The 25,438-nt window shown below is 66.2% G+C and carries 23 protein-coding genes; 15 read left to right on the top strand and 8 right to left on the bottom strand.

Annotated features, from left to right (window positions below; all coding sequences use genetic code 11):
- Nucleotides 1-23: 23 nt before the first annotated feature.
- The gene (uvrB, locus tag NV382_RS06145) at nucleotides 24-2,222 is read right to left on the bottom strand and encodes an excinuclease ABC subunit UvrB (RefSeq protein WP_260599635.1); all 2,199 of its coding nucleotides are present in this window, start codon (nucleotides 2,220-2,222) and stop codon (nucleotides 24-26) included.
- Between the two features lie 152 nt (nucleotides 2,223-2,374).
- Here uvrB and NV382_RS06150 point away from each other — a divergent pair, with 152 nt between their 5' ends.
- Nucleotides 2,375-3,193 carry a ferredoxin--NADP reductase gene (locus tag NV382_RS06150; RefSeq protein ID WP_418066763.1) on the top strand — a complete coding sequence of 273 codons (819 nt, stop codon included), beginning with the start codon at nucleotides 2,375-2,377 and terminating at the stop codon, nucleotides 3,191-3,193.
- 72 nt (nucleotides 3,194-3,265) lie between these two features.
- On the top strand, nucleotides 3,266-4,438 hold the full coding sequence (gene hemW, locus NV382_RS06155) for a radical SAM family heme chaperone HemW (protein WP_260599636.1): 1,173 nt from the start codon (nucleotides 3,266-3,268) through the stop codon (nucleotides 4,436-4,438).
- A gap of 112 nt (nucleotides 4,439-4,550) precedes the next feature.
- On the opposite strand, the gene NV382_RS06160 is transcribed toward hemW, so the two are convergent.
- Nucleotides 4,551-5,771: a penicillin-binding protein activator gene (locus tag NV382_RS06160; protein ID WP_260599637.1), complete on the bottom strand. Its 1,221-nt coding sequence runs from the start codon at nucleotides 5,769-5,771 to the stop codon at nucleotides 4,551-4,553.
- Between the two features lie 11 nt (nucleotides 5,772-5,782).
- Between NV382_RS06160 and rsmI the strand changes: the two genes are divergently transcribed.
- Complete coding sequence (rsmI, locus tag NV382_RS06165; protein WP_260599638.1) at nucleotides 5,783-6,616, top strand: 16S rRNA (cytidine(1402)-2'-O)-methyltransferase; 834 nt, start codon at nucleotides 5,783-5,785, stop codon at nucleotides 6,614-6,616.
- Between the two features lie 142 nt (nucleotides 6,617-6,758).
- Here rsmI and NV382_RS06170 read toward each other — a convergent pair whose 3' ends face one another.
- Entirely contained in the window at nucleotides 6,759-7,208 is a 450-nt protein-coding gene (locus NV382_RS06170) for a hypothetical protein (protein WP_260599639.1), read from the bottom strand.
- A 159-nt stretch (nucleotides 7,209-7,367) separates the two neighbouring features.
- Here NV382_RS06170 and NV382_RS06175 point away from each other — a divergent pair, with 159 nt between their 5' ends.
- The 3 genes from NV382_RS06175 (at nucleotide 7,368) to NV382_RS06185 (ending at nucleotide 9,527) form a co-directional block, all read left to right on the top strand.
- Nucleotides 7,368-7,760 carry a YraN family protein gene (locus tag NV382_RS06175; protein ID WP_260599640.1) on the top strand — a complete coding sequence of 131 codons (393 nt, stop codon included), beginning with the start codon at nucleotides 7,368-7,370 and terminating at the stop codon, nucleotides 7,758-7,760.
- An 83-nt stretch (nucleotides 7,761-7,843) separates the two neighbouring features.
- Nucleotides 7,844-8,800 carry a glutathione synthase gene (gene gshB / locus NV382_RS06180; protein WP_260599641.1) on the top strand — a complete coding sequence of 319 codons (957 nt, stop codon included), beginning with the start codon at nucleotides 7,844-7,846 and terminating at the stop codon, nucleotides 8,798-8,800.
- 127 nt (nucleotides 8,801-8,927) lie between these two features.
- The gene (locus tag NV382_RS06185) at nucleotides 8,928-9,527 is read left to right on the top strand and encodes a DedA family protein (protein ID WP_260599642.1); all 600 of its coding nucleotides are present in this window, start codon (nucleotides 8,928-8,930) and stop codon (nucleotides 9,525-9,527) included.
- A gap of 201 nt (nucleotides 9,528-9,728) precedes the next feature.
- Here NV382_RS06185 and NV382_RS06190 read toward each other — a convergent pair whose 3' ends face one another.
- Complete coding sequence (locus tag NV382_RS06190) at nucleotides 9,729-10,613, bottom strand: tyrosine recombinase XerC (protein ID WP_260599643.1); 885 nt, start codon at nucleotides 10,611-10,613, stop codon at nucleotides 9,729-9,731.
- A gap of 138 nt (nucleotides 10,614-10,751) precedes the next feature.
- Between NV382_RS06190 and NV382_RS06195 the strand changes: the two genes are divergently transcribed.
- Entirely contained in the window at nucleotides 10,752-12,215 is a 1,464-nt protein-coding gene (locus tag NV382_RS06195) for a sensor domain-containing diguanylate cyclase (protein ID WP_260599644.1), read from the top strand.
- 38 nt (nucleotides 12,216-12,253) lie between these two features.
- Here the strand turns inward: NV382_RS06195 and NV382_RS06200 are convergent, their stop codons facing one another.
- Nucleotides 12,254-12,718 (bottom strand): hypothetical protein, encoded by a 465-nt coding sequence (locus NV382_RS06200; RefSeq protein ID WP_260599645.1) that lies wholly within the window; start codon nucleotides 12,716-12,718, stop codon nucleotides 12,254-12,256.
- 60 nt (nucleotides 12,719-12,778) lie between these two features.
- Here NV382_RS06200 and NV382_RS06205 point away from each other — a divergent pair, with 60 nt between their 5' ends.
- Both NV382_RS06205 and NV382_RS06210 read left to right on the top strand, forming a co-directional pair.
- Entirely contained in the window at nucleotides 12,779-14,950 is a 2,172-nt protein-coding gene (locus NV382_RS06205) for a primosomal protein N' (protein WP_260599646.1), read from the top strand.
- Nucleotides 14,951-14,994: 44 nt separating this feature from the next.
- A complete protein-coding gene (locus NV382_RS06210; protein ID WP_260600326.1) occupies nucleotides 14,995-16,500 on the top strand; it encodes a S1C family serine protease in 1,506 nt (501 codons plus the stop codon).
- Here NV382_RS06210 and NV382_RS06215 read toward each other — a convergent pair.
- Entirely contained in the window at nucleotides 16,476-17,378 is a 903-nt protein-coding gene (locus NV382_RS06215; protein WP_260599647.1) for a CPBP family intramembrane glutamic endopeptidase, read from the bottom strand. The two genes, NV382_RS06210 and NV382_RS06215, sit on opposite strands and share 25 nt — an antisense overlap.
- Before the next feature lie 56 nt (nucleotides 17,379-17,434).
- Complete coding sequence (ada, locus tag NV382_RS06220; RefSeq protein ID WP_260599648.1) at nucleotides 17,435-18,490, bottom strand: bifunctional DNA-binding transcriptional regulator/O6-methylguanine-DNA methyltransferase Ada; 1,056 nt, start codon at nucleotides 18,488-18,490, stop codon at nucleotides 17,435-17,437.
- A 151-nt stretch (nucleotides 18,491-18,641) separates the two neighbouring features.
- Between ada and NV382_RS06225 the strand changes: the two genes are divergently transcribed.
- Nucleotides 18,642-19,589 (top strand): manganese catalase family protein, encoded by a 948-nt coding sequence (locus NV382_RS06225; protein ID WP_260599649.1) that lies wholly within the window; start codon nucleotides 18,642-18,644, stop codon nucleotides 19,587-19,589.
- Between the two features lie 70 nt (nucleotides 19,590-19,659).
- Here the strand turns inward: NV382_RS06225 and NV382_RS06230 are convergent, their stop codons facing one another.
- Complete coding sequence (locus NV382_RS06230) at nucleotides 19,660-20,094, bottom strand: MarR family winged helix-turn-helix transcriptional regulator (RefSeq protein WP_260599650.1); 435 nt, start codon at nucleotides 20,092-20,094, stop codon at nucleotides 19,660-19,662.
- A gap of 334 nt (nucleotides 20,095-20,428) precedes the next feature.
- Here NV382_RS06230 and NV382_RS06235 point away from each other — a divergent pair, with 334 nt between their 5' ends.
- The 5 genes from NV382_RS06235 to NV382_RS06255 all read left to right on the top strand — a co-directional run bounded on the left by NV382_RS06235 (nucleotide 20,429) and on the right by NV382_RS06255 (nucleotide 25,366).
- A complete protein-coding gene (locus tag NV382_RS06235; RefSeq protein ID WP_260600327.1) occupies nucleotides 20,429-20,983 on the top strand; it encodes a F0F1 ATP synthase subunit delta in 555 nt (184 codons plus the stop codon).
- 3 nt (nucleotides 20,984-20,986) lie between these two features.
- Complete coding sequence (gene atpA / locus NV382_RS06240) at nucleotides 20,987-22,516, top strand: F0F1 ATP synthase subunit alpha (RefSeq protein ID WP_260599651.1); 1,530 nt, start codon at nucleotides 20,987-20,989, stop codon at nucleotides 22,514-22,516.
- A gap of 105 nt (nucleotides 22,517-22,621) precedes the next feature.
- Entirely contained in the window at nucleotides 22,622-23,503 is an 882-nt protein-coding gene (locus NV382_RS06245) for a F0F1 ATP synthase subunit gamma (RefSeq protein WP_260599652.1), read from the top strand.
- Between the two features lie 20 nt (nucleotides 23,504-23,523).
- Complete coding sequence (gene atpD / locus NV382_RS06250; protein ID WP_260599653.1) at nucleotides 23,524-24,999, top strand: F0F1 ATP synthase subunit beta; 1,476 nt, start codon at nucleotides 23,524-23,526, stop codon at nucleotides 24,997-24,999.
- Nucleotides 25,000-25,114: 115 nt separating this feature from the next.
- Nucleotides 25,115-25,366, top strand: a complete 252-nt coding sequence (locus NV382_RS06255) for an ATP synthase F1 subunit epsilon (RefSeq protein WP_260599654.1) — start codon at nucleotides 25,115-25,117, stop codon at nucleotides 25,364-25,366.
- Nucleotides 25,367-25,438: the final 72 nt, after the last annotated feature.

Consider the following 25,438-nt stretch of genomic DNA (forward strand, 5'->3'; position numbering starts at 1 on the left):
TCGTGTAAGTCTGCTCGGCCTGACTACCGCCGCGATGAGCCGCCGCCCATGCGCATCTTCTGGCTCTTGCCGTAGCGGGTCTTTCGGGTGCCGGGTTTGCCTTCGTTGCTGCGGCCCATCATTGGCAGTTTCTGCTGATCCACCGGTAAGCCGAGCTCCTCCTGCTCCAACGATCGGATTTCGTCGCGCAGGCGGCCAGCGGTCTCGAACTCCAGATCGGCGGCGGCGGCGCGCATCTGCTTTTCGAGGTCCTCGATATAGGCACGCAGGTTGTGACCGACCATGTGCGGACGATCCTCGTCGATCTCGATCGTCACCTGGTCGCGTTGCGACACGTCCTTGATGATGTCGCCGATGTTGCGCTTGATCGTCGTTGGCGTGATGCCGTGCGCTTCGTTGTACAGGCGCTGCTTCTCGCGGCGACGCTCCGTCTCGTTCATCGCCCGCTCCATCGAGCCGGTGATGCGATCGGCATACAGGATCACGCGCCCATCGACGTTGCGCGCGGCGCGGCCGATCGTCTGGATCAGCGACGTCTCCGAGCGCAGGAAGCCTTCCTTGTCGGCATCAAGGATCGCGACCAGCCCACATTCGGGGATGTCGAGCCCCTCGCGCAGCAGGTTGATGCCGATCAGCACGTCGTACACGCCAAGGCGGAGATCGCGAATCAGCTCGATACGCTCGAGCGTTTCGACGTCGCTGTGCATGTAGCGGACCTTAAGCCCCGCCTCGTGCATGAACTCGGTGAGATCCTCGGCCATCCGCTTGGTCAGCGTGGTGACGAGCGTGCGATACCCGGCCTCTGCGGTCTTGCGCGCCTCGACGATCAGGTCCTGCACCTGTTCCTCGACCGGCTTGATCTCGATCGGTGGATCGATCAACCCAGTCGGGCGGATGACCTGTTCGGCGAACACGCCGCCGGCCTGCTCCATCTCCCACGGCCCCGGTGTTGCCGAGACATAGGTGGTCTGCGGGCGCATCGCGTCCCATTCGTTGAACCTGAGCGGCCGATTGTCGATCGCGGACGGCAAGCGGAAACCATATTCCGCCAGCGTCAGCTTGCGGCGGTGATCGCCGCGCGACATGCCGTTGATCTGGCCGATCGTCTGGTGGCTCTCATCGACGAACAGCAGCGCGTTCTCGGGCAAATATTCGAACAGCGTCGGCGGCGGTTCGCCCGGCATGCGGCCGGTGAGGAAGCGCGAGTAATTCTCGATGCCAGCGCAGCTGCCGGTCGCGGCGATCATCTCGAGATCGAAATTGGTGCGCTGCTCAAGCCGCTGCGCTTCGAGCAACTTGCCCTCGGGCACCAGTTCCTTCAGCCGCTCGGCCAACTCGAACTTGATCGCTTCCGTCGCCTGTTTCAGCGTCGGTCCGGGCGTGACGTAATGGCTGTTGGCGTAGATGCGGATCGAGTTGAGGCTGGCGACCTTCTTGCCGGTCAGCGGATCGAATTCGGTGATCTCCTCGATATCGTCGCCGAAGAAGGACACGCGCCAAGCGGTGTCCTCGTAATGCGACGGGAAGATTTCGAGATTGTCACCCTTCACCCGAAAATTGCCGCGCTGGAACGCCGCGTCGTTGCGCTTGTATTGCAACGCGACGAGCTTGCGGATGATCTCGCGCTGGTCGACCACGTCGCCCTTTTTCAGGTCAAAGATCATCGCCGAATAGGTCTCGACCGAACCGATGCCGTACAGGCACGACACGGAGGCCACGATGATCACGTCGTCGCGCTCCAGAAGCGAGCGCGTCGCGGAGTGCCGCATGCGATCGATCGACTCGTTGGTCGAGCTTTCCTTCTCGATATAGGTGTCGGAGCGCGCGACATACGCTTCGGGCTGGTAGTAATCATAATAGCTGACGAAATATTCGACCGCGTTTTCGGGGAAGAAGGACTTCATCTCGCCATAGAGCTGCGCGGCCAGGATCTTGTTCGGGGCGAGGATCAGCGCGGGCCGCTGCACGGCCTCAATCACCTTGGCCATGGTGAAGGTCTTGCCCGAGCCCGTGACGCCCAGGAGCACCTGATCGCGCTCGCCGCTCTCGGTCTGCGCGACGAGTTCGGCGATCGCGGTCGGCTGGTCGCCGGCGGCGGTATATTCAGACACGAGCTTGAACGGCTTGCCGCCTTCCACCTTGTCGGGGCGGGCGGGCCGGTGGGGAATGAATGCCTGGCCCGTTTCGGGCTCGTCCAAGTTGGTGCGGATCTGGATTGCCATGGGTTTGGATATGGGGCCGCGGACTGCGGGGGGCAACATCGGCCATCGGGTCATCCCAGCCTTCGCTCGGATGACGGTGTAGTGAGCGGCTATCTCCTTCACGTCATAAAATATCTTGCAGCATCGCACCCCGACGCGGCAGAGGACGCCGCATGGATATGCCCACCCGCCCGCCAGTCACGATTCCCGATCATACCGCCTTCAACACGGTCGATGTGCGCTGGGTGCGCCACTGGAACGAACATCTGTTCAGCTTCGCAGTCGATCGCCCGGCAAGCTTCCGCTTCCGCTCGGGCGAATTCGTGATGGTCGGGCTGCCGACCGAGACCGGCAAGCCGCTGATGCGCGCTTACTCGATCTCCAGCCCGGATTATGCCGAGGAGCTCGAATTTCTGTCGATCAAGGTCGAGGACGGCCCGCTGACCAGCCGGTTGCAGCTGATCCAGCCCGGCGACCGGATGTACCTCGGCCGCAAGCCGGTCGGCACGCTCGTCACCGATGCGCTGCTGCCCGGCAAACGCCTGTTCATGTTCTCGACCGGCACCGGCCTTGCCCCGTTCCTCAGCCTGATGCGCGACCCGCAGGTCTATGACCTGTTCGAGCAGGTGGTGGTGGTGCACAGCGTGCGCCGTGTCAGCGATCTTGCGTTTCACGACGAGATGGTCGCGCGGCTGGCCGACGATCCGCTGGTGTCGGAGCAGGCGGCGCAGCAATTCCATTATATCCCGACTGTGACGCGCGAACCGTTCCACACCAGCAAGCGGATCGGCGCACTGATCGAGGACGGAACGTTGTTTTCGCACCCGCTGGGCGGCGCCAACGCGCTCGATCCGGAAACCGACCGGGCGATGATGTGCGGCAGCAGCGCGATGATCCATGAAATGGGTGCGCGGCTGGAGACGTTGGGCTTTGTCGAGGGATCGAACTCGATGCCCGGTACCTATGTGATCGAGCGCGCTTTCGTCGATTGAGCCACCCGGGCGGAGCCGTCATCGTCTGACGCGGCTTCCCTCCGGGTGATCGGGCGAGCATAGCGCGGCGCGATGTTGCGTACCGACACTTCCACCGATGCACCGCTGGCGCTGTACGTGCACTGGCCGTTCTGCGTCTCCAAATGCCCGTATTGTGACTTCAACAGCCATGTTCGCGAATCGGTCGATCAGGAAGCATGGCGCGCGGCGCTGCTGACCGATCTGGCACATGAAGCGGCGCTGCTGCCCGGCCGGACGCTGGGATCGATCTTCTTCGGGGGCGGCACGCCGTCGCTGATGCCGCCGGCAACGACCGCGGCGATCATCGACGCGGCGTCGCGCGCATGGCGCTTCGCCGACGATATCGAGATCACGCTGGAAGCCAATCCCTCCTCGGTGGAGGCAGCGCGGTTCACCGACATCGCGGCGGCTGGTGTCAACCGGGTGTCGCTCGGGCTGCAGGCGCTGGATGACCAGGCGCTCGGCTTTCTCGGACGGGCACATGATGTCGGCGAGGGGCTGGCGGCGCTGGCCACCGCCCAGGCGGCGTTCGCGCGCGTGAGCTTCGACCTGATCTATGCGCGACCTGGACAGACGCTTGCGGCGTGGGAGGCGGAACTCGCGCGAGCGATCGGCTTCGGCACCGAACATCTGTCGTTGTACCAGTTGACGATCGAGCCCGGCACGCGCTTTGCGACCGAGGCCGCCGCTGGCCGCATCGTCATTCCGGATGGCGACAGTGCGGCAGATCTGTTCGAGATGACGCGCGCGATCACCGCCGCGGCCGGGCTGCCTGCCTACGAGATTTCCAACCATGCGCGTGCCGGTTCGGAAAGCCGTCATAACCTCGTTTACTGGCGCTATCAGGATTATGCCGGGATCGGCCCCGGCGCGCACGGGCGGCGGGGCGGGCTTGCCACCGTGCGGCGCAAGAAGCCGGAAAACTGGCTGGCCGCGGTGGCGCGCAACCAGCACGGCATGGAGTTGGAGGAACCACTCGCGCCGGCGACGCGCGCGACCGAGGCATTGCTGATGGGGCTGAGGCTGCGCGAGGGCGTCGATCTGGCGCGGATCGCGCAGCTGGGGGCGACGACGATCCCGCAATTGATCGACTTGCCGGCATTGGAGAAGCTCGCCGCGCAGGGATTGGCGCGGCGCGACGGTGATCGCCTGCTGGTCACCGAGGCGGGAATGCTGCTGCTCGATGCGATCCTGCCGATCGTGGTGAAGATCGACTCGGAGTGACTTGATTGGTGTGATCGCACGCGAGGCCGCTACGTAACTACCCGTCACCCAGGGCTTGTTCCGGTGTGACGTTGACGGGATGGCTCCCCGCTTTCGCGGGGGACCAGCAACGTCACTTGCCGGCGAAGCCCGTCGGCGCGGGCGATACGACCACCGTCGTGCCGCCGCGGATCTCCTGCACCTCGAGCGCGCGTTCGGCGATGTTGTCGCGGCCGAAGCGGAACGCGCCGTCGATGCCACCGAAGCCGCCGCGATCGTGCAGCCGGCTTTCGGGGAATGGCGTGCCGATGGTCCAGTCGCGCGCGATGCGGACAGTCAGCAGCACCGCGTCATAGCCGAGACTCGACAGGCGGAACGGCGCCGCGCCGAAGCGGGCACGGTATTTGGCGGCATATTGGCGGTAGAGCGCGTCCGGCACGCTGGCGAACCAGGCACCGTTCAGCGCCGGCTTGGCCGCTGCCGAGGCATCGGAATTCCACAATTCGGTGCCGAGCACCCGCGCGCTCGCACCATTGCCGCGCCGCAGCAGCGACACGGTGGAGGCCGCACTGCTCGCGCCGTCGGCGATCAGGACCGCCTGATAGGGCGAATTCTTCGACATCCGCGTCACCGCAGCGGTGATCGAGCCCGGTGCTCGATCATAGGTCTGCAGCGTCACGACCTGGCCCCCCGCGCTTTCCACCGCGCGCAGGAACGAGGTCGAAGCCCGCTCGCCGTACAGACCGTTCGGCACCAGACCGGCGAAGCTCTCGACCCCCTGCCCGCGCGCATAATCGACCACGCGGCCGATCGACTGGCCGGGCACATAGCCCATCAGATAGGCGCCGTTGCCAGCAGCACTGGCATCGTTGGAGAAGCTGACCACCGGCACGCCCGCACGCTTGGCGATCGGCGTGATGATGCGGACGTCTTCGGCCAGCAATGGCCCGAGTATCAGCCGGTTGCCCTCGGCGATGGCGCGCTGCACGGCGCCCGCAGCACCCAAGGCCGCCGTATCATAGGTGGTGATGCGGAGCTGCTCGCTGCGCGCGTCCAGCAAGGCAAGCTGGGTAGCGTTGGCGAGGCTCTGGCCGACCCCGGCGTTCGATCCGGTCAGCGGCACCAGCAGCGCGACACGGTGACGCGCGGTATCGGCGGGGATGCCCTGCTCGACCTCCACCGGGCGTGCCGCCTGCGGGCGGGTCGCCTGGGGCCGATCGACCTGGACCGGTCCGCGCGGTACCACCGTCTGGCAGGCGCCGAGCAGCAAGGCCGCGCCAAGCGCGAGCGCGCGGGAAAGTGATGCGCCCGTCCACGCTATCCGCCGTTGCGGTATCGATACACCGTCTGCCATGACTGTCCCCTATGAACCCTGATCTTATGCCCGGCCTCTATATCGTTGCCACGCCAATCGGCAATCTCGGCGATCTCTCGCCCCGCGCCGCGGCGGTGCTGGCCGGTGCCGCGGTAATCGCGGTGGAGGACAGCCGGGTAACGGCGAAACTGCTGCGCCATATCGGCGTGAAGCGGCCGATGATGCCGTATCACGACCATAATGCCGAAGGGGTCAGGCCTGGCTTAGTCGCGCGGATGGGCACGGAGGCGGTCGCATTGGTATCCGATGCGGGCACGCCGCTGATCTCCGACCCCGGCTATAAGCTGGTGCGCGACGCGCGCGCGGCTGGGCATAATGTCGTGACGATCCCCGGCCCTTGCGCGGCGGTTGCAGCACTTACCCTGGCGGGCTTGCCGACCGATCGGTTCCTGTACCTGGGGTTCCTGCCGCCCAAGGCGCAGGCGCGCGCGACCGCCATCGCCGAAGTCGCCGCGATCCGCGCGACATTGGTGCTGTACGAATCGGGGCCGCGCCTCGGCGTGACCCTGGCTGCACTCGCCGAGGGATTGGGCGAGCGTGAGGCGGCCGTGACGCGCGAGATCACCAAGCGGTTCGAGGAAGCGGTCACCGGCACGCTAGGCGAACTCGCCGCGCGCTATGCCGAAGCACCGCCCAAGGGCGAGATCGTCGTCGTCATCGCGCCGCCGGGCGAGGCAGCGCCGGCCAGCGCGGACGATGCGGAGTTGGCCCTGACCGAGGCGCTGTCCCGCCTGCCGATGGCAAAGGCGGTGAGCGAAGTGGCCAAGAAGCTGGGGGTGGATCGCAAGGCCTTGTACGCTCGCGCCCTGGCGATGAAGGAGTGAGCTGCGGATCGGCGACTGCGATGGATTGAGCCGCTCTACTCGAACTGCGATTGGACTCCACAGGCGGCCGCGTGTCGTTGATCGATACGAAAAGGGGACCGAGCCGAAGCCCGATCCCCTCATCACCTTAGCGCAAGAGCGCTCATTGCGGCGGCGTGGTGCCCGTCGTGCCGGTGCCGCCAGTAGTGCCGGTGCCACCCATCGTGCCGGTGCCACCCATCGTACCCGTGCCGCCCATCGTGCCGGTACCGCCCATCGTGCCCGAGCCGCTGGTCGAGCCAGGGCCGGTTGAGCCGCTCAACGTGCCGGAGGTGCTGCCCGTCGTGCCGCCCGACGTAGAAGTGCCCGACGACGACGTACCGGACTGGGTCGAACGGCGGCTGCGCTGGCTCGTGCGGTTGGTACGCTTCGAGGTGCTGGATGCCGATGGCGTCTGTGTGCTCTGCGATGCCTGGCTACCGGTCGAACCCGATGTACCCGCCGTCGTCGTGGAACCGCTCTGACCGGAGCCGCTGGTCGACGTGGCCGACTGAGCCATCAGTGCGGCAGGAAGAAGCACCGCAGTGGCGGCGGCGATTAGCTTGAGTCGCATGATGTTTTCCTTTTCGAGACTAGTGCGCCAACAACCCCCAAGCGCTTGGGGTTGTTCCTCTTTTTGTGTCTGATGCAGATCAGCCAAGGGGTTGGCGGTCATCCGACGATTGCACGAATTAAGGGTGTGCGAGCGCTCCAAAGCCGATATTTCGGGGCGGTGCCCGACCGCCCTGCCCCCAAGCGCCCACCCGGCGCCACGCGCGACCGGCGCATCGCCGAAGCATCGGGCCGGCGCGGCGAGCGACTTGCCGGCTGGTGGTTGCGGCTCAAGGGGTGGCGCATCCTCGACCGCCGCGTGCGTACGCCTGCCGGCGAAGTGGATCTGGTCGCGCGCAAGGGTAATCTGGTTGCTTTTGTCGAGGTGAAGCTGCGCAAAACCACGGCCGAACTCGATTTCGCGATCGACGAACGCCGGCTGGCGCGCGTCGCCGCTGCGGCCGAAGTGCTGATGCCGCGATATGCCCGGCCGGGCGACGACATCCGCGTCGATGTCATCCTGATCGCGCCGGGCGCGCGGCCGCGCCATATCGAGAATGCTTGGATCGGCTGAGCGGATCGGATGACAATGGCTTGCTCCCCCCCTACATCGCCGCGATACACCGTCGCCCCAGACGGGCAGATGGAAAGAACAACATGTCGCTCACCGTCGCTGTCCAGATGGACCCAATCGAGTCGATCAACATTGCGGGCGATTCGACCTTCGCGTTGATGCTGTCGGCGCAGGCGCGCGGTCACCGGCTGTTCCACTATGCCGCCGAAGACCTGAACTATGCCGACGGACGCGTGTGGGCCCGGGCGCATCCGGTGACGGTGCGGCCCGTCGTCGGCGATCATTTCAGCTTCGATGAGCCCGTCAGCCTCGACCTGGGCGATGCGGCGGACGTGGTGCTGATGCGGCAGGATCCGCCGTTCGATCTCGGCTACATCACGGCCACACATCTGCTAGAGCGGATCGCGCACAAGACGCTGGTGGTGAACGATCCCGCCAGCGTGCGCAACGCGCCGGAAAAGGTGTTCGTGCTCGATTACCCGCAGTTCATGCCGCCGACGCTCGTCACGCGCAGCCTGGACGAAGCGCGCGCCTTCCTGGCCAGGCACGGCGAGATCGTCGTCAAGCCGCTGCACGGCAATGGCGGCAAGGCGATCTTCAAGGTCGGCAGTGATGGCGCGAACCTGTCGGCATTGATCGAAGTGTTCAACATGACGTGGCGCGAGCCGCACATGATCCAGGCGTTCCTGCCGGACGTGGTTAAGGGCGACAAGCGCATCGTGCTGGTGGACGGCGAGATCGCCGGCGCGATCAACCGCTTGCCCGGCGAAGGCGAGATCCGCTCCAACCTGGCGGTCGGCGGTTCGGCGGTGAAGACCGACTTGACCGAGACCGAGCAGGAAATCTGCCGCGTGCTCGGGCCCGAGCTGAAGCGTCGCGGGCTGCTGTTCGTCGGGATCGACGTGATCGGCGGTAAGTGGCTGACCGAGATCAACGTGACCTCCCCGACCGGGATCGTCGCGATCGATCGCTTCAACGGCACCGACACCGGCGCGCTGATCTGGGCGGCGATCGAGGCGAAGGTGGCGGCTAGGGGCTAAGCTCCCGAAGCGTTGCGGGGGGACCTTTCCACCACGTCCGTTCGTCCTGAGCCTGTCGAAGGCCACGCCGCGGGGCATGTGCTTCGACAGGCTCAGCACGAACGGCCCTAGGAAGATCAGTCCCCATATGACCGAAATCATCATCGATCTGATCGCCTGGGGCGGGTATCTGGGCATCTTCCTGCTAATGGCGGCGGAGAACGTGTTCCCGCCGATCCCGTCCGAAGTGATCATGGGCCTGGGCGGCATGGCGGTGGCGCGCGGGCAGATGGAGCTTGTGCCGCTGATCCTGTGGGGGACGGTCGGCACCGTCGTCGGCAATTATTTCTGGTACGAGATCGGCCGGCGGCTGGGGTATCAACGCCTCAAGCCGTTCGTCGACCGCCACGGCCGATGGCTGACGATGGACTGGGAAGAGGTCGAGAAGCTGCACCGTTTCTTCCAGCGGCACGGCCAATGGGTGGTGTTCGTGCTGCGCTTCATGCCGGCCGGGCGCACGATCATCTCGCTACCGGCGGGCATGACGCGCATGCCGCATTGGCGCTTCATCCTGGCGACCACCGCGGGCAGCGCGATCTGGAACTGCATCCTGGCGGGCGCCGGGCTGTACCTCGGCGCCAACTTCAAGGAGCTCGACCATTATGTCGGGCCGCTGGCCGTCGCCACGATGGTGGCGATGGCCCTTTTCTATCTGTACCGCGTCGCGACCTGGAAACCGCGCGGTTAGAGCGCGGTGACTTTAGATGGCCTCGCACCCTACCCCGTTCGTCCTGAGTAGCCATCGAGTAGCGCGCAGCGCGTATCGAGAGGGCGTATCGAAGGACAGGCGGCACGCGCTCCAACGGTGCTTCGATACGAGCCCTCGATACGGCCTATGGCCTACTCGGTCTCTACTCAGCACGAACGGGGGAGGCGGACTCGTCGTGCGCTAAGCCCTTGGGTGCGCGTTACGGTACACGTCGAGCAAGTGCGCGGCATCGACCGCGGTGTAGATCTGCGTCGAACGAAGGCTGGCATGCCCGAGCAGCTCCTGCAGCGCACGCAGATCGGCGCCGCGACCCAGCAGATGCGTGGCGAAGCTGTGGCGTAGCGCGTGCGGCGTGGTCCGCTCTCCCAGACCCAGCCGCCCGCGCGCGCCCTGCACCGCGCGGCGGATCAAGGCGGCGTCCAGCACCCCGCCCTTCGCACCGCGAAACAGCGCTTCCTTGCCCGCGATCGGCCAGGGACACAGGGCGGCGTAACTCTCCACCGCCTCGCGCACCTGTGGCAGCAGCGGCACGATGCGCGTCTTGGCACGCTTGCCCGTGACGCTGAGCGTGGCGCCGAGCGGCAGGATCGCGCCGGTCAGCCCCAACGCCTCCCCGATGCGCAAGCCTGCGCCGTACAGCAGCATCAGCACCGCCCAGTTGCGCGCGGCGATCCAGGGCTCGCGCGCATTGTCGGCGACATCTTCGGCCAGCGCCACCGCCTCGTCGGGCGAGATCGGGCGCGGCACGCCTTTCTTGACGCTGGGCCCGCGCAGCCGCGGCGTCGTACCTTCGCCCGCCGCGAAGCTCAGGAACCCGCGCACGGCCGACAATTCACGCGCCGCCGATGCATTGCCGATCCCCGACGCCCGGCGGAAAGCAAGATAGGCGCGCAGGTCCGCCGCCGTGACCTCGGCCAGTCGCGCCGGCGACGACGACTCGCCCCAATGCTCCACCAGGAACGCGCTCAATCGATGCGCCGTGGCGACATAGGCGCGCACGGTGTGCGCCGATCGCCGCCGCTGCTGCGCAAGGTGATCAGCCCAGGCGGAGATGGTTTCCTGCATGCCAGGCTTGTAGCAGCCGCCTGACCGCGCAGCGATCCCCGAACATCGCGAACATTTGCGGCGGGAATGGTTCGGCTTGCCGCCAGGCAAGAAAAATACAGAGGAGTTATTAAGTCGCGTTGGGCTAAGCGCCTGTGGATGAACGCAATGACCCACTTTCGTATTCCCCAGCTTACCGATGAAGACCGCCGCCTCAACGCCCTGATCGCCCTGGACCTGCTCGATTCCGAACCCGAAACCGCCTTCGACGCACTGGTCGGTCTTGCCGCACAACGCTTCGATTGTCCGGTATCCCTGCTGACGCTGATCGATCGCGACCGGCAGTGGATCAAGGCGAAGAGCGGCATCGATATCGCGCAGACCGGGCGGGACATCGCTTTTTGCGATCATACGATCCGCGGCGATGTGCCCTTCGTCGTCAACGATGCCACCACCGATCCGCGGTTCGCGGGCAACCCGCTGGTCACCGACCATCCCGACATGCGCTTCTATGCCGGCGCGCCGATCCATGTCGCGACTGCCGAGGGTCGCCACGCAATCGGTGCATTGTGCATCATCGATAACAAGCCGCGGACGATGACGGCGGAACAGCTCGGCGCGTTGACCCGGCTCGCTTCGATCGCGGAAGCGCTCATCGCCGCGCGTTCGGCTGCACGCGAAGCGGTGTCGATCGCCGAGAGCGCGCAGGAACAGTCGCGCATGCTGCGCCGCCAGGAACGCGTCTTCGGGCAGCTCGAGCGGATGACGATGACCGGATCATGGCGGCTCGATCTCGAGACAGATGCGATAACCTGGACCGAGGGCGTATACCGCATCCATGAGATGAAGGCCGTCGACCAGCCCGATCTGACGCAGGCGTTGCGCCATTATCCGCCCGGCGACCGCGCGAGAATCAGCCAGGCACTGAAAGGCACGATCGAAACCGGCACGACGTACGAGATCGATCTCGATTTCTTCACCGCGCTCGGCAATCGGCGGCGGGTGCGCTCGCGCGGTGAACTGGAGATCGAGGACGGCCGCCCGGTCGCCGTCGTCGGCGTGTTTCAGGATATCACCGACAGCTACCGCGTCGAGCGCAAGCTGCGCGAATCGGCGAGTACCGACGAAGTCACGCAGATCCCCAACCGCGCCGAGTTCAACCGCGTGCTCGAAACCGAGCTGGATCATGCTCGCCACGGTGCGGATCTGGTGCTCGTGCTGGTCGACCTCGACGACTTCAAGACCATCAACGACACGTTCGGCCATCTGGCGGGCGATGACGTGCTGCGCGCGATCGGCCAGCGGCTGCGCGCGCCATTCCTGAAGGGAAGCTTCGCGGCGCGCCTGGGCGGCGACGAGTTCGCGCTGCTGCTTACCGATCCCGAGCTGACCGCGACAGCGTCGGCGACGATCGAACGGCTGCTCGACCATCTCAAAAACCCGGTACAATCGAAAGACGCGTTGCTGCCGATATCGGGCACGATCGGATCGGCGCGGCCGGGGCCCGGCATCGACACGGTCCGCGAGTTGCTGCACGCCGCCGATGTGGCACTCTACACGGCAAAACGCGCACGCCGGGGCACGGCGCATGCTTTTACCGGCGTCAAGTTGGTGGCCAGTTGATCCAGCATTCCCTCCGCCCGCTCGGGCGGAGGGAATGACTATTTCGCGGCGATCATCACCTTGGTCTCGTCGGCCGGCATACCGGACAATTGCAGCACGTACGTGCCGCGCGGCAACGTGAAGTCGACGATCTTGCGCAGGCCGGTGCAGATCGGGCCATGGCCGTGTGCGATCGACTCCAGCGCCTTGCCGCCCCGTACCACGTCGACCCGGGCGGCGTTGCTCAGCCCGATCCGGTAGGGGCCGGCTCTGGCGACCGTGAAGGACGCGAGCGCACCATTGCCCGCCTTGCCACGCACCGCCCAGCGAATCGCGGACGGCGATTGCGCGCGCAGGATCGATGGCCGGCCAACGGCAAGCCTGGCGGCCGCCGGCGCATCCCACGCCGCGAATTCCCGCGGCAGGTCACCCGCACGTACGCAGACCGGCTCGGGCGTTTCCGGCGTGTTGGGGTGGCCCATCGCCGTTTGGGCGAGGATCAAAGCGGTCATCAGCATCGGCACGGCATCACTCCTCGACAGCGTCCCTTCCCTCTAGCCTCCCCCAAAGCCATATGCACCCTCATGTCGTCCCGCGCCCGCGTCCTCGTCCTCAATTCCGCGCTCGGGCCGCTCGATTACCGCGTGCCGCAGGGGATGGCGGTCGAACCAGGATCGATCGTCATTGCACCGCTCGGGCCCCGCCAGTTGCTGGGCGTCGTGTGGGAGCCCGAGCGCATGCCTTCCGATGCCGAGGTCGGCGACAACAGGTTGCGCAACCTGGTCGGCGTGGTGGATGCGCCGCCGCTTGCCGCGCCGCTCCGGCGATTGGTGGAGTGGACCGCGGGCTATTACCTCGCGCCACCTGCGGCGGTGGTGCGTATGGCGATGCCGTCCTCCTCCGCGCTGGAAGGCGTGAAGACGATCACCGAATATCGCGCCACCGGCGAGTTGCCCGATCGGCTGACGCCGCAGCGTGAGCAGGCACTGCAGCGGATCGGCGACCGGCAAGGATTGATCCGCGAGCTGGCGACGATCGCCGACGTGTCCGACGCGGTGGTGCGCGGGCTGGTCAAGGTCGGCGCGCTGGAGGCGATCGCGGTCGATATCGACAGCCCCTTCCCCTTACCCGACCCCGACTTCCAGCAACCCGCATTGTCGCCGGACCAGCGCGCCGCCTCTGCCGATCTGGTCGCTGGCGTCCAGGCGCGCGACTTCCAGCCGACCTTGCTCGACGGGGTCACCGGATCGGGCAAGACGGAGGTGTATTTCGAGGCGGTGGCGGCGGCGATCCGCGAAGGCCGCCAGACGCTCGTCCTGCTGCCGGAGATCGCGCTGACCGAGCCGTTCCTGCAGCGGTTCACCGCACGTTTCGGGTGCGAGCCCGTCGCCTGGCATTCGGGCTTGCGCAGTTCGCAACGGCGCCGCGCATGGCGCGCCATCTCCACCGGTCAGGCGCTGGTGACGGTCGGCGCGCGTTCGTCCTTGTTCCTGCCTTATGCCAATCTCGGGTTGATCGTCGTCGACGAGGCGCATGAGACGAGCTTCAAGCAGGAAGACGGCGTGCATTATCATGCGCGCGACGTTGCGGTGATGCGCGGCAAGTTCGAAAGCTGTCCGGTGATCCTCGCCTCGGCCACGCCGGCGATCGAGACCCGGCAACAGGTCGCGCTCGGCCGCTATGCCGAACTGAAGCTGCCCGGCCGCTGGGGGGCGGCGGAGATGCCGGCGATCGAGGCGATCGACCTGATCCAGAGCCCGCCCGACCGTGGCCGCTGGATCGCGCCCAAGCTCGTTGCCGCAATGGAGGAGACGCTCGCACGGCGCGAACAGGTGCTGCTGTTCCTCAACCGGCGGGGATATGCGCCGCTCACGCTCTGCCGCATCTGCGGGCACCGCTTCCAATGCCCCAATTGCACCGCCTGGATGGTCGAGCACCGGCTGATCAGCCGCATCACCTGCCACCATTGCGGGCATCTGGAACCCACGCCGCGCGTCTGCCCCGAATGCGGCAACGAGGATACGTTGGTCGCGGTCGGCCCCGGCGTCGAGCGCATCGCCGACGAGGTAAAATTGCTGTTCCCGGACGCCAAGACCGCGGTCGTCACCTCGGACACGATCTGGTCGCCGGCCAAGGCGGCGGAGTTCGTCGCTCGGATGGAAGCGCACGACATCGACATCGTCGTCGGGACGCAGCTCGTCACCAAGGGCTATCACTTTCCCAACCTGACGCTGGTTGGCGTGATCGATGCCGATCTCGGGCTGAACGGCGGCGACTTGCGCGCGAGCGAACGCACGTTCCAGCAGATATGCCAGGTATCGGGCCGCGCCGGCCGCGGCGCCAAGCCCGGCCATGTCTATATCCAGACCCACAGCCCCGACGCACCGGTGATGCGCGCGCTGATTTCGGGCGATGCGGAATCCTTCTACGAGACGGAGACGGAGTCGCGCCGCGAGGCGGGGGCACCGCCCTTTGGCCGCTTTGCCGGCATCATCGTGTCGAGCGAGGACAAGGCGGCCGCGCATGAAACAGCCACGCTGATCGGCCGCACCGCGCCGCGGCTGGAGGGCATGGAGACCTACGGCCCCGCCCCCGCCCCGCTTGCCATGCTCCGCGGCCGGCATCGCTTCCGGCTGCTGGTACATGCACGCCGCGCGCTGGACGTACAGGACGTCATCCGCGAGTGGCTCGGCGCATTGGACTGGTCGAGCAAAGTGCGGGTCACCGTGGATATCGACCCTTACAGCTTCGTGTGAGCTTGAAGCACGGTGGCTTTGCTGGAACAACTCACCGCATGACCATGACGCGATTGCTGATCCTGCTGGCGATGATGCTCGGCTTCACCGCCCCGGCTCGGGCCGACGACATCTCCGCTGCCGCGCGCGGGGTCGTGCGGGTGGTGACGATCGCGGTGGTGGATGACGAGGTGGTGGGCTTTGGCCATGGCAGCGGCTTTGCCGTCGCGCCCAATCGTATCGTCACCAATGCCCATGTCGTGGAGCTTGCCGCGCGGTACCCCGAGAACGTGGTGGTGGGCGTGGTGCCGTCGGAAGGCGACAAATCGTATCAAGGCAAGGTGATCGCGATCGATACCGCGCGCGATCTTGCGCTGATCGAGTTCACCGGGGTCAAGCTGGCACCGCTCGCCGTCTATGGCGGCTCGGTCGAGGAAGGCGGGTCGGTGACGGCGCTCGGCTATCCCGGCAATGTCGATCTCGCCACCGCACGGTCGTCGGCCGATTATATCCGCCCGTTGTCGCCGATCCGCACCGAAGGCGTGTTCTCGGGCCGGCGGACGATGTCCGATGTGCAGGTGCTGCTCCACACCGCTGGCATCGCGCGCGGCAATTCGGGCGGGCCGCTGCTCGATGCCTGCGGCCGCGTGGTCGGGGTCAATTCGGCCCTGACGCGCGGCGAGGAGGGCGATGCGAATTTCGGCTTTGCCATCGCCGATGTCGAGCTCGTCACCTTCCTGCGCGCCGCCGGCCAGCCCTTCACCGCTGCGGCCAGCACATGCACGAGCATCGCCGAACAGTTACGCCAGGATAGCGACGCCGACGCGCGTGCCACGGCCGACGCGCAAAAGGCGCAGCAGGAGGCCGCAGGCCGCGCCGAGCGCGAGCGCGCCGCCGCCTTGGTCGCCGCGGGCGATGCGGCACAGCGCACGCGCGAGAACATCATCGCGCTGGCGGCCGTATTGCTGGTGGCGGGCGCGCTTGCGCTGGCGGGCGCCGGCTTCCTCGAACTGCGCGCGCAGCGCACCGCAGCGATCTGGGTCGCGATCGTCGGTGCGCTCGGCCTGGTGGCGGCGCTTGCCGTGTTCCTGATGCGCCCGAGCGGCACACCGATGCTGCCCGTCGTCACGGCGACATCGGCCGCCGCGGTCAGCAGCGACGCCGGCATGGGCAAGCTCGTCTGCACCGTCGTCCCCGCGCGCAGCCGCATCACCGTCTCCTCGACGGCGGATGTGGCGCTCGACTGGGGCGATGGCGGCTGCATGAACGGCCGCACGCAATATGCCGAGAATGGCCGCAAGTGGGACCGCATCCTGGTGCCGGGCGAGGAGCAGACCGTGTCCGTCCTGCAATTCGATCCTGCGACGCGGATCTACACCAACACGCGCTACCTGCTGTCGGGCGCGCAGATGGACAGCGCGCGCAAGATCCGCAGTCAGGTGAAGCTGAAGGCCTGTTCGCCCGATATCGCCGCCCGCGCCAATCTGTCGACGCAGCAGGCGGCGATCCGCAGCGCGCTGCCGCCGCTGCCCAATGAGCGGATCGTCTATTCCTGCAGCGCGGCGCGCTGATCCCGGCGACGCACCCAGGAAGGCTGCACGATCCTGCCCCGGCGTCGTGCCACGACCAGCAGCGCGATGCCGAAGCTGGTGCATACGGCGATCGCCGGCAGCGATGCCTCGGCACCGAACGTGCCGCCGGTCAGCAGGTCCGGTCCCGCGATCCGCGGCCGAAACAGCCCACCCATGTCGAAGCCCGACACCGCCACGCCGTAGATCCCGCCCTGCGCCAGGTTCCAGGCGGCATGCAGCCCGATCGCCGCCCATAGCCGCCGTGTCACCATATACAATGCAGCCAGCATCACGCCCGCCTCCAGCGCAATGGCGAACCCGGCGAACAGGGTGGCGTTCGGATTGGCGAGGTGCAACGCGCCGAACAATGCCGCCGACAGGGCGAGGGCGATCCAGCTTCCCGCCAGCCGTTCGACCAACCGGAAGAACAGGCCACGCAACACGATTTCCTCGGTCACGCCCGAGGTGATCGCGATCGCCACCGCCGGGTACAAGGCGCTCGGCGGATTGCTGCCGATCACGCGGTAGCCGCCGAGCAGGGCGATGATCCCGATCACCACCGAAAACAGCAGCAATCCCGCCAGCAATCCCCAGCCGAGCTCGCCCGCCCAGTTGCGCGTGCCGAGTTCGTCCACCGGCCGCCGCTCGATCCAGCGCACGAACAAGGCGTAGGCGCCCATGAAGATGCCCGCCGCGCAGCACGAGAAGAGTATCGCCAGCCGCCCGTCGCGCTCGATCGGGAAGAACGGTCGGACCAGCGCCGACAGGAACGCCGCGGCCGCGACGGTGATCACGCCCAGCACCAACAACACGAGCGGGTAGTGGATCACGCGCCAGACCCGGCTGTGCGATGGCGTGTTCGGCAGTGTCGGCAGCATGTTGCGATCCCCCATGTCCCCTGACAGGTATCGATCGCGCACACGCTTGAAAAGCGTCAGCTTTTCTCGCGCGCACCCTCGCGTCGGCGCAGCACCATTTTGCGATCAACGCCGTAAGCATAGCCGCCCATCGTCCCGTCGGCGCGCTGCGCCCGGTGGCAGGGTACGACGATCGCGACCGGGTTCGCGCCGCACGCGGTGCCTGCCGCACGCACCGCGCCGGGGTTGCCGGCCGCTGCGGCAAGCTCACGGTACGTGCGCGTTTCGCCGACCGGTATCTGCCTGAGCGCTTGCCAGATCGCCTCCTGGAACGCCGTGCCCTGCACATCGAGCGGCAGATCCTGGTCGCGGTCGGGCGATTCCACGCTGGCCACGACGCGCGACACCAATTCGGCCAGGGCCGTCCCGCCGGGCACGATCTCCGCCCGGGGGAAGCGCACACGAAGTGCCGCTTCGCTCTCGTCGAACGACACGCGACACAACCCCTTGTCGGTGGCGGCGACCAGCATCGGGCCCAGGCTCGTCTCGGCGATCGTCCAGCGGATCGTCACGCCTTCTCCGCCGCGCTGCCATGCCGAGGGGCTCATCCCCAGTCGTGTCGCGCCATTGGCGTAGAAGCGGCTCGGCGCCGAATAGCCCGCCTCGTAGATCGCTTCGGTCACGCTTGCCTCCCTGGTCAGCGCCGTCGCCGCGCGCGCGGCCATCAGGCCGCGGGCGTACGCCGCCGGCGTCACGCCCGTCGCGCGCTTGAACAGGCGGTGGAAATGGTGCGGGGCATAGCCGACCTCGGCGGCCAACGCGTCCAGCGCCACCAGGTCCTCGGCCGCCTCGATCAGCGCCACGGCGCGTGCCACGGCGGTGCGGTCGCGCCCGACCTCGTCCGGCTTGCAGCGCAGGCAGGCGCGGAACCCCGCCGCCCGCGCCTCCGCCGCGTCACGATAGAACACGATGTTCTCGCGCTTGGGATGCCGCGCCGGGCAGCTTGGCTTGCAGTAGATGCCGGTGGTCAGCACCGCACCGACGAAGCGCCCGTCAGAATGCCGGTCCCGCGCCTCGAAGGCGGCCCAGGCGTTGGCGGGATCGAGCATCGGATCGGTGAGTGTCTGTGCCATAGGCTCCATGTACATCGCCCGGCGTCGCATCACATCCCGTGCCTTGCGATCAAACCTCCATCCGCAAGGACAGCGCTAACCGCTCGCAATAGGAACGATGTCTCGCCCGATGCGCTGGAGCTTCAGCCAATACGGCACGAGGATCCCCACAATGTTTATGCACAACAAGCGGTTGCAATATACCGTGCGCGTTGCCGAGCCCAATCCGGTGCTCGCTTCCCTCATGCTCGAGCAGTTCGGCGGCGCCGATGGCGAATTGGCCGCGGCAATGCGCTATTTCACGCAAGGTTTGGGCGAGACGGATGCAGGCCGCAAGGATCTGCTGCTCGATATCGCCACCGAGGAACTCAGCCATCTGGAGGTGATCGGCTCGATCGTCGCCATGCTCAACAAGGGCGCCAAGGCGCAGCTCGCCGAAGCATCGATGACCGAGGCCGAATTGTATCTGTCGATGACGGCGGGCGGCAACAGCCATACCCAGTCGCTGCTATACGGTGGTGGCCCTTCGCTGACCAACTCGTCCGGTGTGCCATGGACGGCGGCGTATATCGACAGCCGCGGTGATCCCACGTGCGATCTGCGCTCGAACATCGCTGCCGAATCACGCGCCAAGATCGTCTACGAACGGCTGATCAACATCACCGACGATCCCGGCATCAAGGAAGCACTCGGCTTCCTGATGACACGCGAAGTCGCGCATCAGAAGTCGTTCGAGAAGGCGTTGTACGCGATCGAGAACAACTTCCCGACCGGCAAGCTGCCCGGCATCGAGAAATATGCCAACATCTATGTCAACACCTCGCAGGGTGATGGCGACGAGAACGGCCCATGGAACTCCGGCGAACAGTGGGAGCGGATCGACGATCTCGAAAAGACCATGCCGATCGACGGTGGCGACGGCACGGCCACGGTCGGCCTGAGCAAGTCGGATGCGGCAGTGGCCGAGAAGCTCGCCAAGCGCACCGCATCGGATCCGACCAGCGATCCGGAAACGGGTGTGGATCTCGGCGCCGGGCCGGGTGCGGGCCTGATCACGGGCGAGGACCTTGGCGGTGCCAAGGACGTGAACGACGCGGCAAAGATGGCCGACGCACTTTGATGGGATCGTCCGGCCCTCGTTGTCGAAAGCCGGACATTTCTGTTTTCTGACGGTTGTGCGATCGAGGGCGTCAGTCTTCGATTGCGCCGCCGGCTACTCTTTTTAGCGCCGCGGCCAGCGTACCGCGTTCGTCGAGTGGCAAATCCGCGAAGAGTGCCGCCTCCACAGCGCTGGTGACGACCGCCAGCTTCGGCACGAGCAATGCCCCTGCGCCGGTCAGGCCGATGATCTGCACGCGCCGATCGCCGCCCCCACCGCGCCCGCGCACCAGCAGCCGCTTAGCGACCAATCGATCCACCAGTTTCGAGATCGCTCCCCGCGTCATCCCCAGCCGATCCGCTAGCCGGGTCTGCGACACCGCACCCGCCGCGCGCAACTCGCGCATCAATGTCCATTCGGCGGCGGTAACGCCGTGTGGCAGGACAGCGCGGGACAAAGCTTGATGTGCCGCGCCGGCGGCGGCGCGGAGCAGGTCGGCGACGTCGCTATCCGGGGCAGCGGTCATCGGTACCGCCCTGGCTAAACAACCACCCCGGCGAGCGCCGGGGCCCAGTCGCGGAACGCTGATTGGTCAGCGCTGCCGCCAGTTACATCGATCATCCCGAATGGACCCCGGCGTGGTACGGCGGAGACGGCGAACTGCAAGAACATGCACCAGGTAAAGCTCCAGCCATATGCGTTCCCTGCACCTACAACTGTTTCCTAGTCAACAGAACACACCGATCCCCTTGCATCCCCCCCGCCCCGATGCTAACCGCCCGGCAACCCATCGGAGGTGCCGCCAGCGGCGCCCCCTTCCCCATGGGGCCATGTCCTACCTATCCGAGGAAATCGATCGCGTGGAGCATTCCGGCGGTATTCAAGCAAGCTTAAGCGGCCGCTATGCCACCGCATTGTTCGAGCTCGCGCGCGATGCGAAGGCGATCGACATGGTCGAGGCGAGCCTCACGCGTGTCCGCGCCGCGATCGACCAGTCGCCCGAATTCGCCGAGCTGATCGTCAACCCGATCGTCTCGCGCAGCGCCGCGGCCAAGGCGATCGCCGCTTCGGCCGAGCTGATCGATATCGACGAGACGACCGAGAAATTTCTGGGCGTCCTCGCGCAGAATCGCCGCCTGGCGCAGCTCCCCGCCGTGATCCGCGCCTTCCGCAGCCTCGCCGCCGATCATCGCGGTGAGACGACGGCGGAAGTCGTCTCGGCGCATCCCCTCTCCGAAACCCAGGTCGATGCGCTGAAGGATCAGCTGCGCGCCCGGGTCGGTCGTGACGTTGCCGTCGACCTGTCGGTCGATCCTTCCCTGCTTGGCGGACTGGTCGTGAAGATCGGTTCGCAGATGATCGACAGCTCGATCAAAACCCGTCTCAATACCCTCGCGCATGCGATGAAAGGCTAACCCATGGACATCCGCGCCGCTGAAATCTCGAAGGTCATCAAGGACCAGATCGCCAGCTTTGGCACCGAAGCACAGGTCTCCGAAACCGGCCAGGTGCTGTCGGTCGGCGACGGCATCGCGCGCATCCACGGGCTGGACAATGTCCAGGCCGGCGAGATGGTCGAATTCGCCAATGGCGTGCAGGGCATGGCGCTCAACCTCGAGGCCGACAATGTCGGCGTCGTGATCTTCGGGTCGGATTCCGAGATCAAGGAAGGCGACGTCGTCAAGCGCACCGGCACGATCGTCGACGTCCCCGTCGGCAAGGGCCTGCTCGGGCGCGTCGTCGACGGCCTTGGCAACCCGATCGACGGCAAGGGCCCGATCGTCTCCGACGAGCGCAGCCGTGTCGAGCGCAAGGCACCGGGCATCATTCCGCGCACCTCGGTCAGCGAGCCGGTGCAGACCGGCCTCAAGGCGATCGACGCGCTCGTCCCCGTCGGCCGCGGCCAGCGCGAGCTGATCATCGGCGATCGCCAGACCGGCAAGTCGGCCGTCGCAATCGACGCGTTCATCAATCAGAAGGCAGCGCATGCCGGCACCGACGAGAAGCAGAAACTGTACTGCATCTATGTCGCGATCGGCCAGAAGCGCTCGACCGTCGCACAGATCGTCAAGACGCTCGAAGAGAATGGCGCGATGGAATATTCCATCGTCATCGCCGCGACCGCGTCCGAGCCGGCGCCGATGCAGTTCCTCGCCCCCTATACCGGTGCGGCGATGGGCGAATATTTCCGCGACAACGGCATGCACGCGCTGATCGTGTATGACGATCTCTCCAAGCAGGCGGTCGCCTATCGCCAGATGTCGCTGTTGCTGCGCCGCCCGCCGGGCCGCGAAGCCTATCCCGGCGACGTCTTCTATCTGCACAGCCGCCTGCTTGAGCGTGCGGCGAAGATGAACGACGAGAATGGCGGCGGTTCGCTGACGGCACTGCCGATCATCGAGACGCAGGCCGGCGACGTCTCGGCCTATATCCCGACGAACGTGATCTCGATCACCGACGGCCAGATCTTCCTCGAAACCGATCTGTTCTTCGCCGGCATCCGCCCGGCGATCAACGTCGGCCTGTCGGTCAGCCGCGTCGGCTCGGCCGCGCAGACCAAGGCGATGAAGAAGGTGTCGGGCTCGATCAAGCTTGAGCTCGCGCAGTATCGTGAAATGGCCGCGTTCGCGCAGTTCGGCTCGGATCTCGACGCCAGCACGCAGAAGCTGCTCAACCGCGGCGCGCGCCTCACCGAACTGCTCAAGCAGGCGCAGTTCGCGCCGATGCCGTTCGAGGAGCAGACCGCCTCCATCTTCGCCGGCACCAACGGCTATCTCGATACCGTGCCGGTCGACTCGGTGGTGCGCTATGAACAGGCGATGCTCGCCGATCTGCGCGCCAACCATCCTGAGGTGCTGGCCAAGATCCGCGACACGCGCGATCTCGGCGACGAAGCGAAGTCGGGGCTCAAGTCGGCGCTCGACGCCTTCGCGAAGACGTTTGCGTAAACCACTGGAGTAACCGTCATCCCCGCGCAGGCGGGGATCCATAATCTCGGACGTCAAAGTCTATGGGTTCCTGCCTTCGCGGGAATGACGAACTAGGGACAACGAATGGCTAGTTTGAAGGCCCTAAAGGTCCGCATCGGCTCGGTGAAGTCGACGCAGAAGATCACCAAGGCGATGAAGATGGTCGCCGCCGCGAAACTGCGCCGCGCGCAGGAAGCGGCGGTCGCCGGTCGTCCCTATGCCGAGCGTCTCGATGCCGTAATGGCTAGCCTGGCGTCGAAGGTCGGCGTCAGCGAAGGTTCGCCCAAGCTGCTCGCCGGCACCGGCAGCGATCAGGTCCACCTGATCATCGTCGCGACGTCAGAGCGCGGCTTGGCCGGCGCCTTCAACTCGAACATCGTCCGCGCCGCCCGCCGCAAGGCGCTCGAGCTGGAACAGCAGGGCAAGACGGTGAAATTCTATCTCGCCGGCAAGAAGGGCCGCGTGCTGCGCCGCTTCTTCCCGACGCAGATCGCGCACGATCATGAAATGAGCCAGATCAAGAAGCTCGCCTTCAGCGACGCCCGCGAAATCGCCGACGACGTGGCCGCGCGCTTCGAGGCAGGCGAGTTCGACATCGCCCACCTGTTCTACGCCCGCTTCCAGTCGGCGCTGGTGCAGGAAGCCACCGGCCGCCAGATCATCCCCGTCGCGCTGCCCGAGGCGACCGGCACGGCAACCACCTCCGACGCCGCGGTGATCTACGAGCCCGACGAGGAGTCGATCCTCGCCGACCTGCTGCCGCGCAACATCGCGATCCAGATCTTCCGCGCTTTGCTCGAAAACGCCGCCTCGGAACAGGGCAGCCGCATGACCGCGATGGATAACGCCACGCGCAACGCCGGCGACATGATCAACAAGCTGACGATCCAGTATAACCGCACCCGCCAGGCCGCGATCACGACCGAGCTGGTGGAAATCATCTCCGGCGCCGAAGCGCTCAAGTAGTTCGAAGCAAGGAAGCAAATATGGCAACCGCCGCAGACACATACGCTCCCGCCGCGACCACCAACAATGTGGGCCGCATCAGCCAGGTCATCGGCGCCGTCGTCGACGTGACGTTCAACCAGGGCGAACTGCCGGCGATTCTCGCCGCGCTGGAAACCGACAATAACGGCAACCGTCTGGTGCTCGAAGTCGCGCAGCATCTCGGCGAGAACACCGTTCGCACGATCGCGATGGACACGACCGAGGGCCTGACCCGCGGCCAGACCGTCACCGACACCGGCTCGCAGATCCGCGTCCCCGTCGGCCCGCAGACGCTGGGGCGCATCCTCAACGTCATCGGCGAGCCGATCGACGAGCGCGGCCCCGTCGGCCACACGCAGACCATGCCGATCCACGCCTCGGCGCCCCTCTTCGTCGATCAGTCGACCGAGAGCGCGATCCTCGTCACCGGCATCAAGGTCATCGATCTGCTCGCGCCCTATGCCAAGGGCGGCAAGATCGGCCTGTTCGGCGGCGCCGGCGTCGGCAAGACCGTGCTGATCCAGGAGTTGATCAACAACATCGCCAAGGGCCATGGCGGCACCTCGGTGTTTGCCGGCGTCGGCGAGCGCACCCGTGAGGGTAACGATCTGTACCACGAATTCCTCGACGCCGGCGTTATCGCCAAGGATGCCGACGGCAACCCGACTCCCGAGGGCTCGAAGGTCGCGCTCGTGTTCGGCCAGATGAACGAGCCCCCCGGCGCCCGCGCCCGCGTCGCGCTGTCGGGCCTGACGATCGCCGAATATTTCCGCGATGTCGAAGGCCAGGACGTTCTGTTCTTCGTCGACAACATCTTCCGCTTCACCCAGGCCGGTTCGGAAGTGTCGGCACTGCTCGGCCGTATTCCGTCGGCAGTGGGCTATCAGCCGACGCTGTCGACCGACATGGGCGCGCTGCAAGAGCGCATCACCTCGACCAACAAGGGCTCGATCACGAGCGTTCAGGCGATCTATGTGCCGGCCGACGATCTTACCGATCCGGCGCCTGCCACGTCGTTCGCTCACTTGGACGCGACGACCAACCTCAACCGTGCGATTTCCGAGCTCGGCATCTACCCGGCAGTCGATCCCCTCGACTCGACGTCGCGCGTGCTGACCCCGGCGATCGTCGGCCAGGAGCATTACGACACCGCTCGCCGCGTCCAGGAGACGCTGCAGAAGTACAAGTCGCTGCAGGACATCATCGCCATTCTCGGCATGGACGAGCTGTCGGAGGAAGATAAGTCGACCGTCAGCCGTGCGCGGAAGATCCAGCGCTTCCTCAGCCAGCCGTTCCACGTCGCCGAGGTCTTCACCGGCATCAGCGGCAAGTTCGTGCAGGTCGAGGACACGGTCCGCTCGTTCAAGGCGGTCGTCGACGGCGAATATGATCACCTGCCGGAGAGCGCTTTCTACATGGTCGGCGGCATCGACGAAGTGATCGCTAAGGCCGAAAAGATGGCGCACGACGCGTAAGCAAAGCTCCCTCTCCCCTGCGGGGAGAGGGGCAGACCAAAACGCCAGGCTCTCCGTACTGCCCCTCTCCCCGGCCCTCTCCCCGCTTGCGGGAGAGGGAGAAGGTTGAAAAGACATGCTCCACTTCGAACTCGTCACGCCAGAAAAGCTCGTCCGCAGCGAGGACGTGTACATGGTCGTCGTCCCCGGCAGCGAGGGCGATTTCGGTGTGCTCGAGGGCCACGCCCCGCTCATGTCGACGATCCGCGACGGCGCACTGGCAATCTATCGCACCGAAAAGGGCGAACCCGAGACGATCGCGATCGTCGGCGGTTTTGCCGAGGTCAGCGAAACCGGCCTCACCGTGCTAGCCGAGGCAGTTGCCTGAACCAAGCATCCCACGGGCATCATGTCCGCTGAAACGGATATCCGCGCAAACCCGCGTCGTGCTTAGTAAAAT

This window comes from Sphingomonas endolithica, from assembly GCF_025231525.1.
In the GTDB taxonomy this organism is placed as follows: domain Bacteria; phylum Pseudomonadota; class Alphaproteobacteria; order Sphingomonadales; family Sphingomonadaceae; genus Sphingomonas; species Sphingomonas endolithica.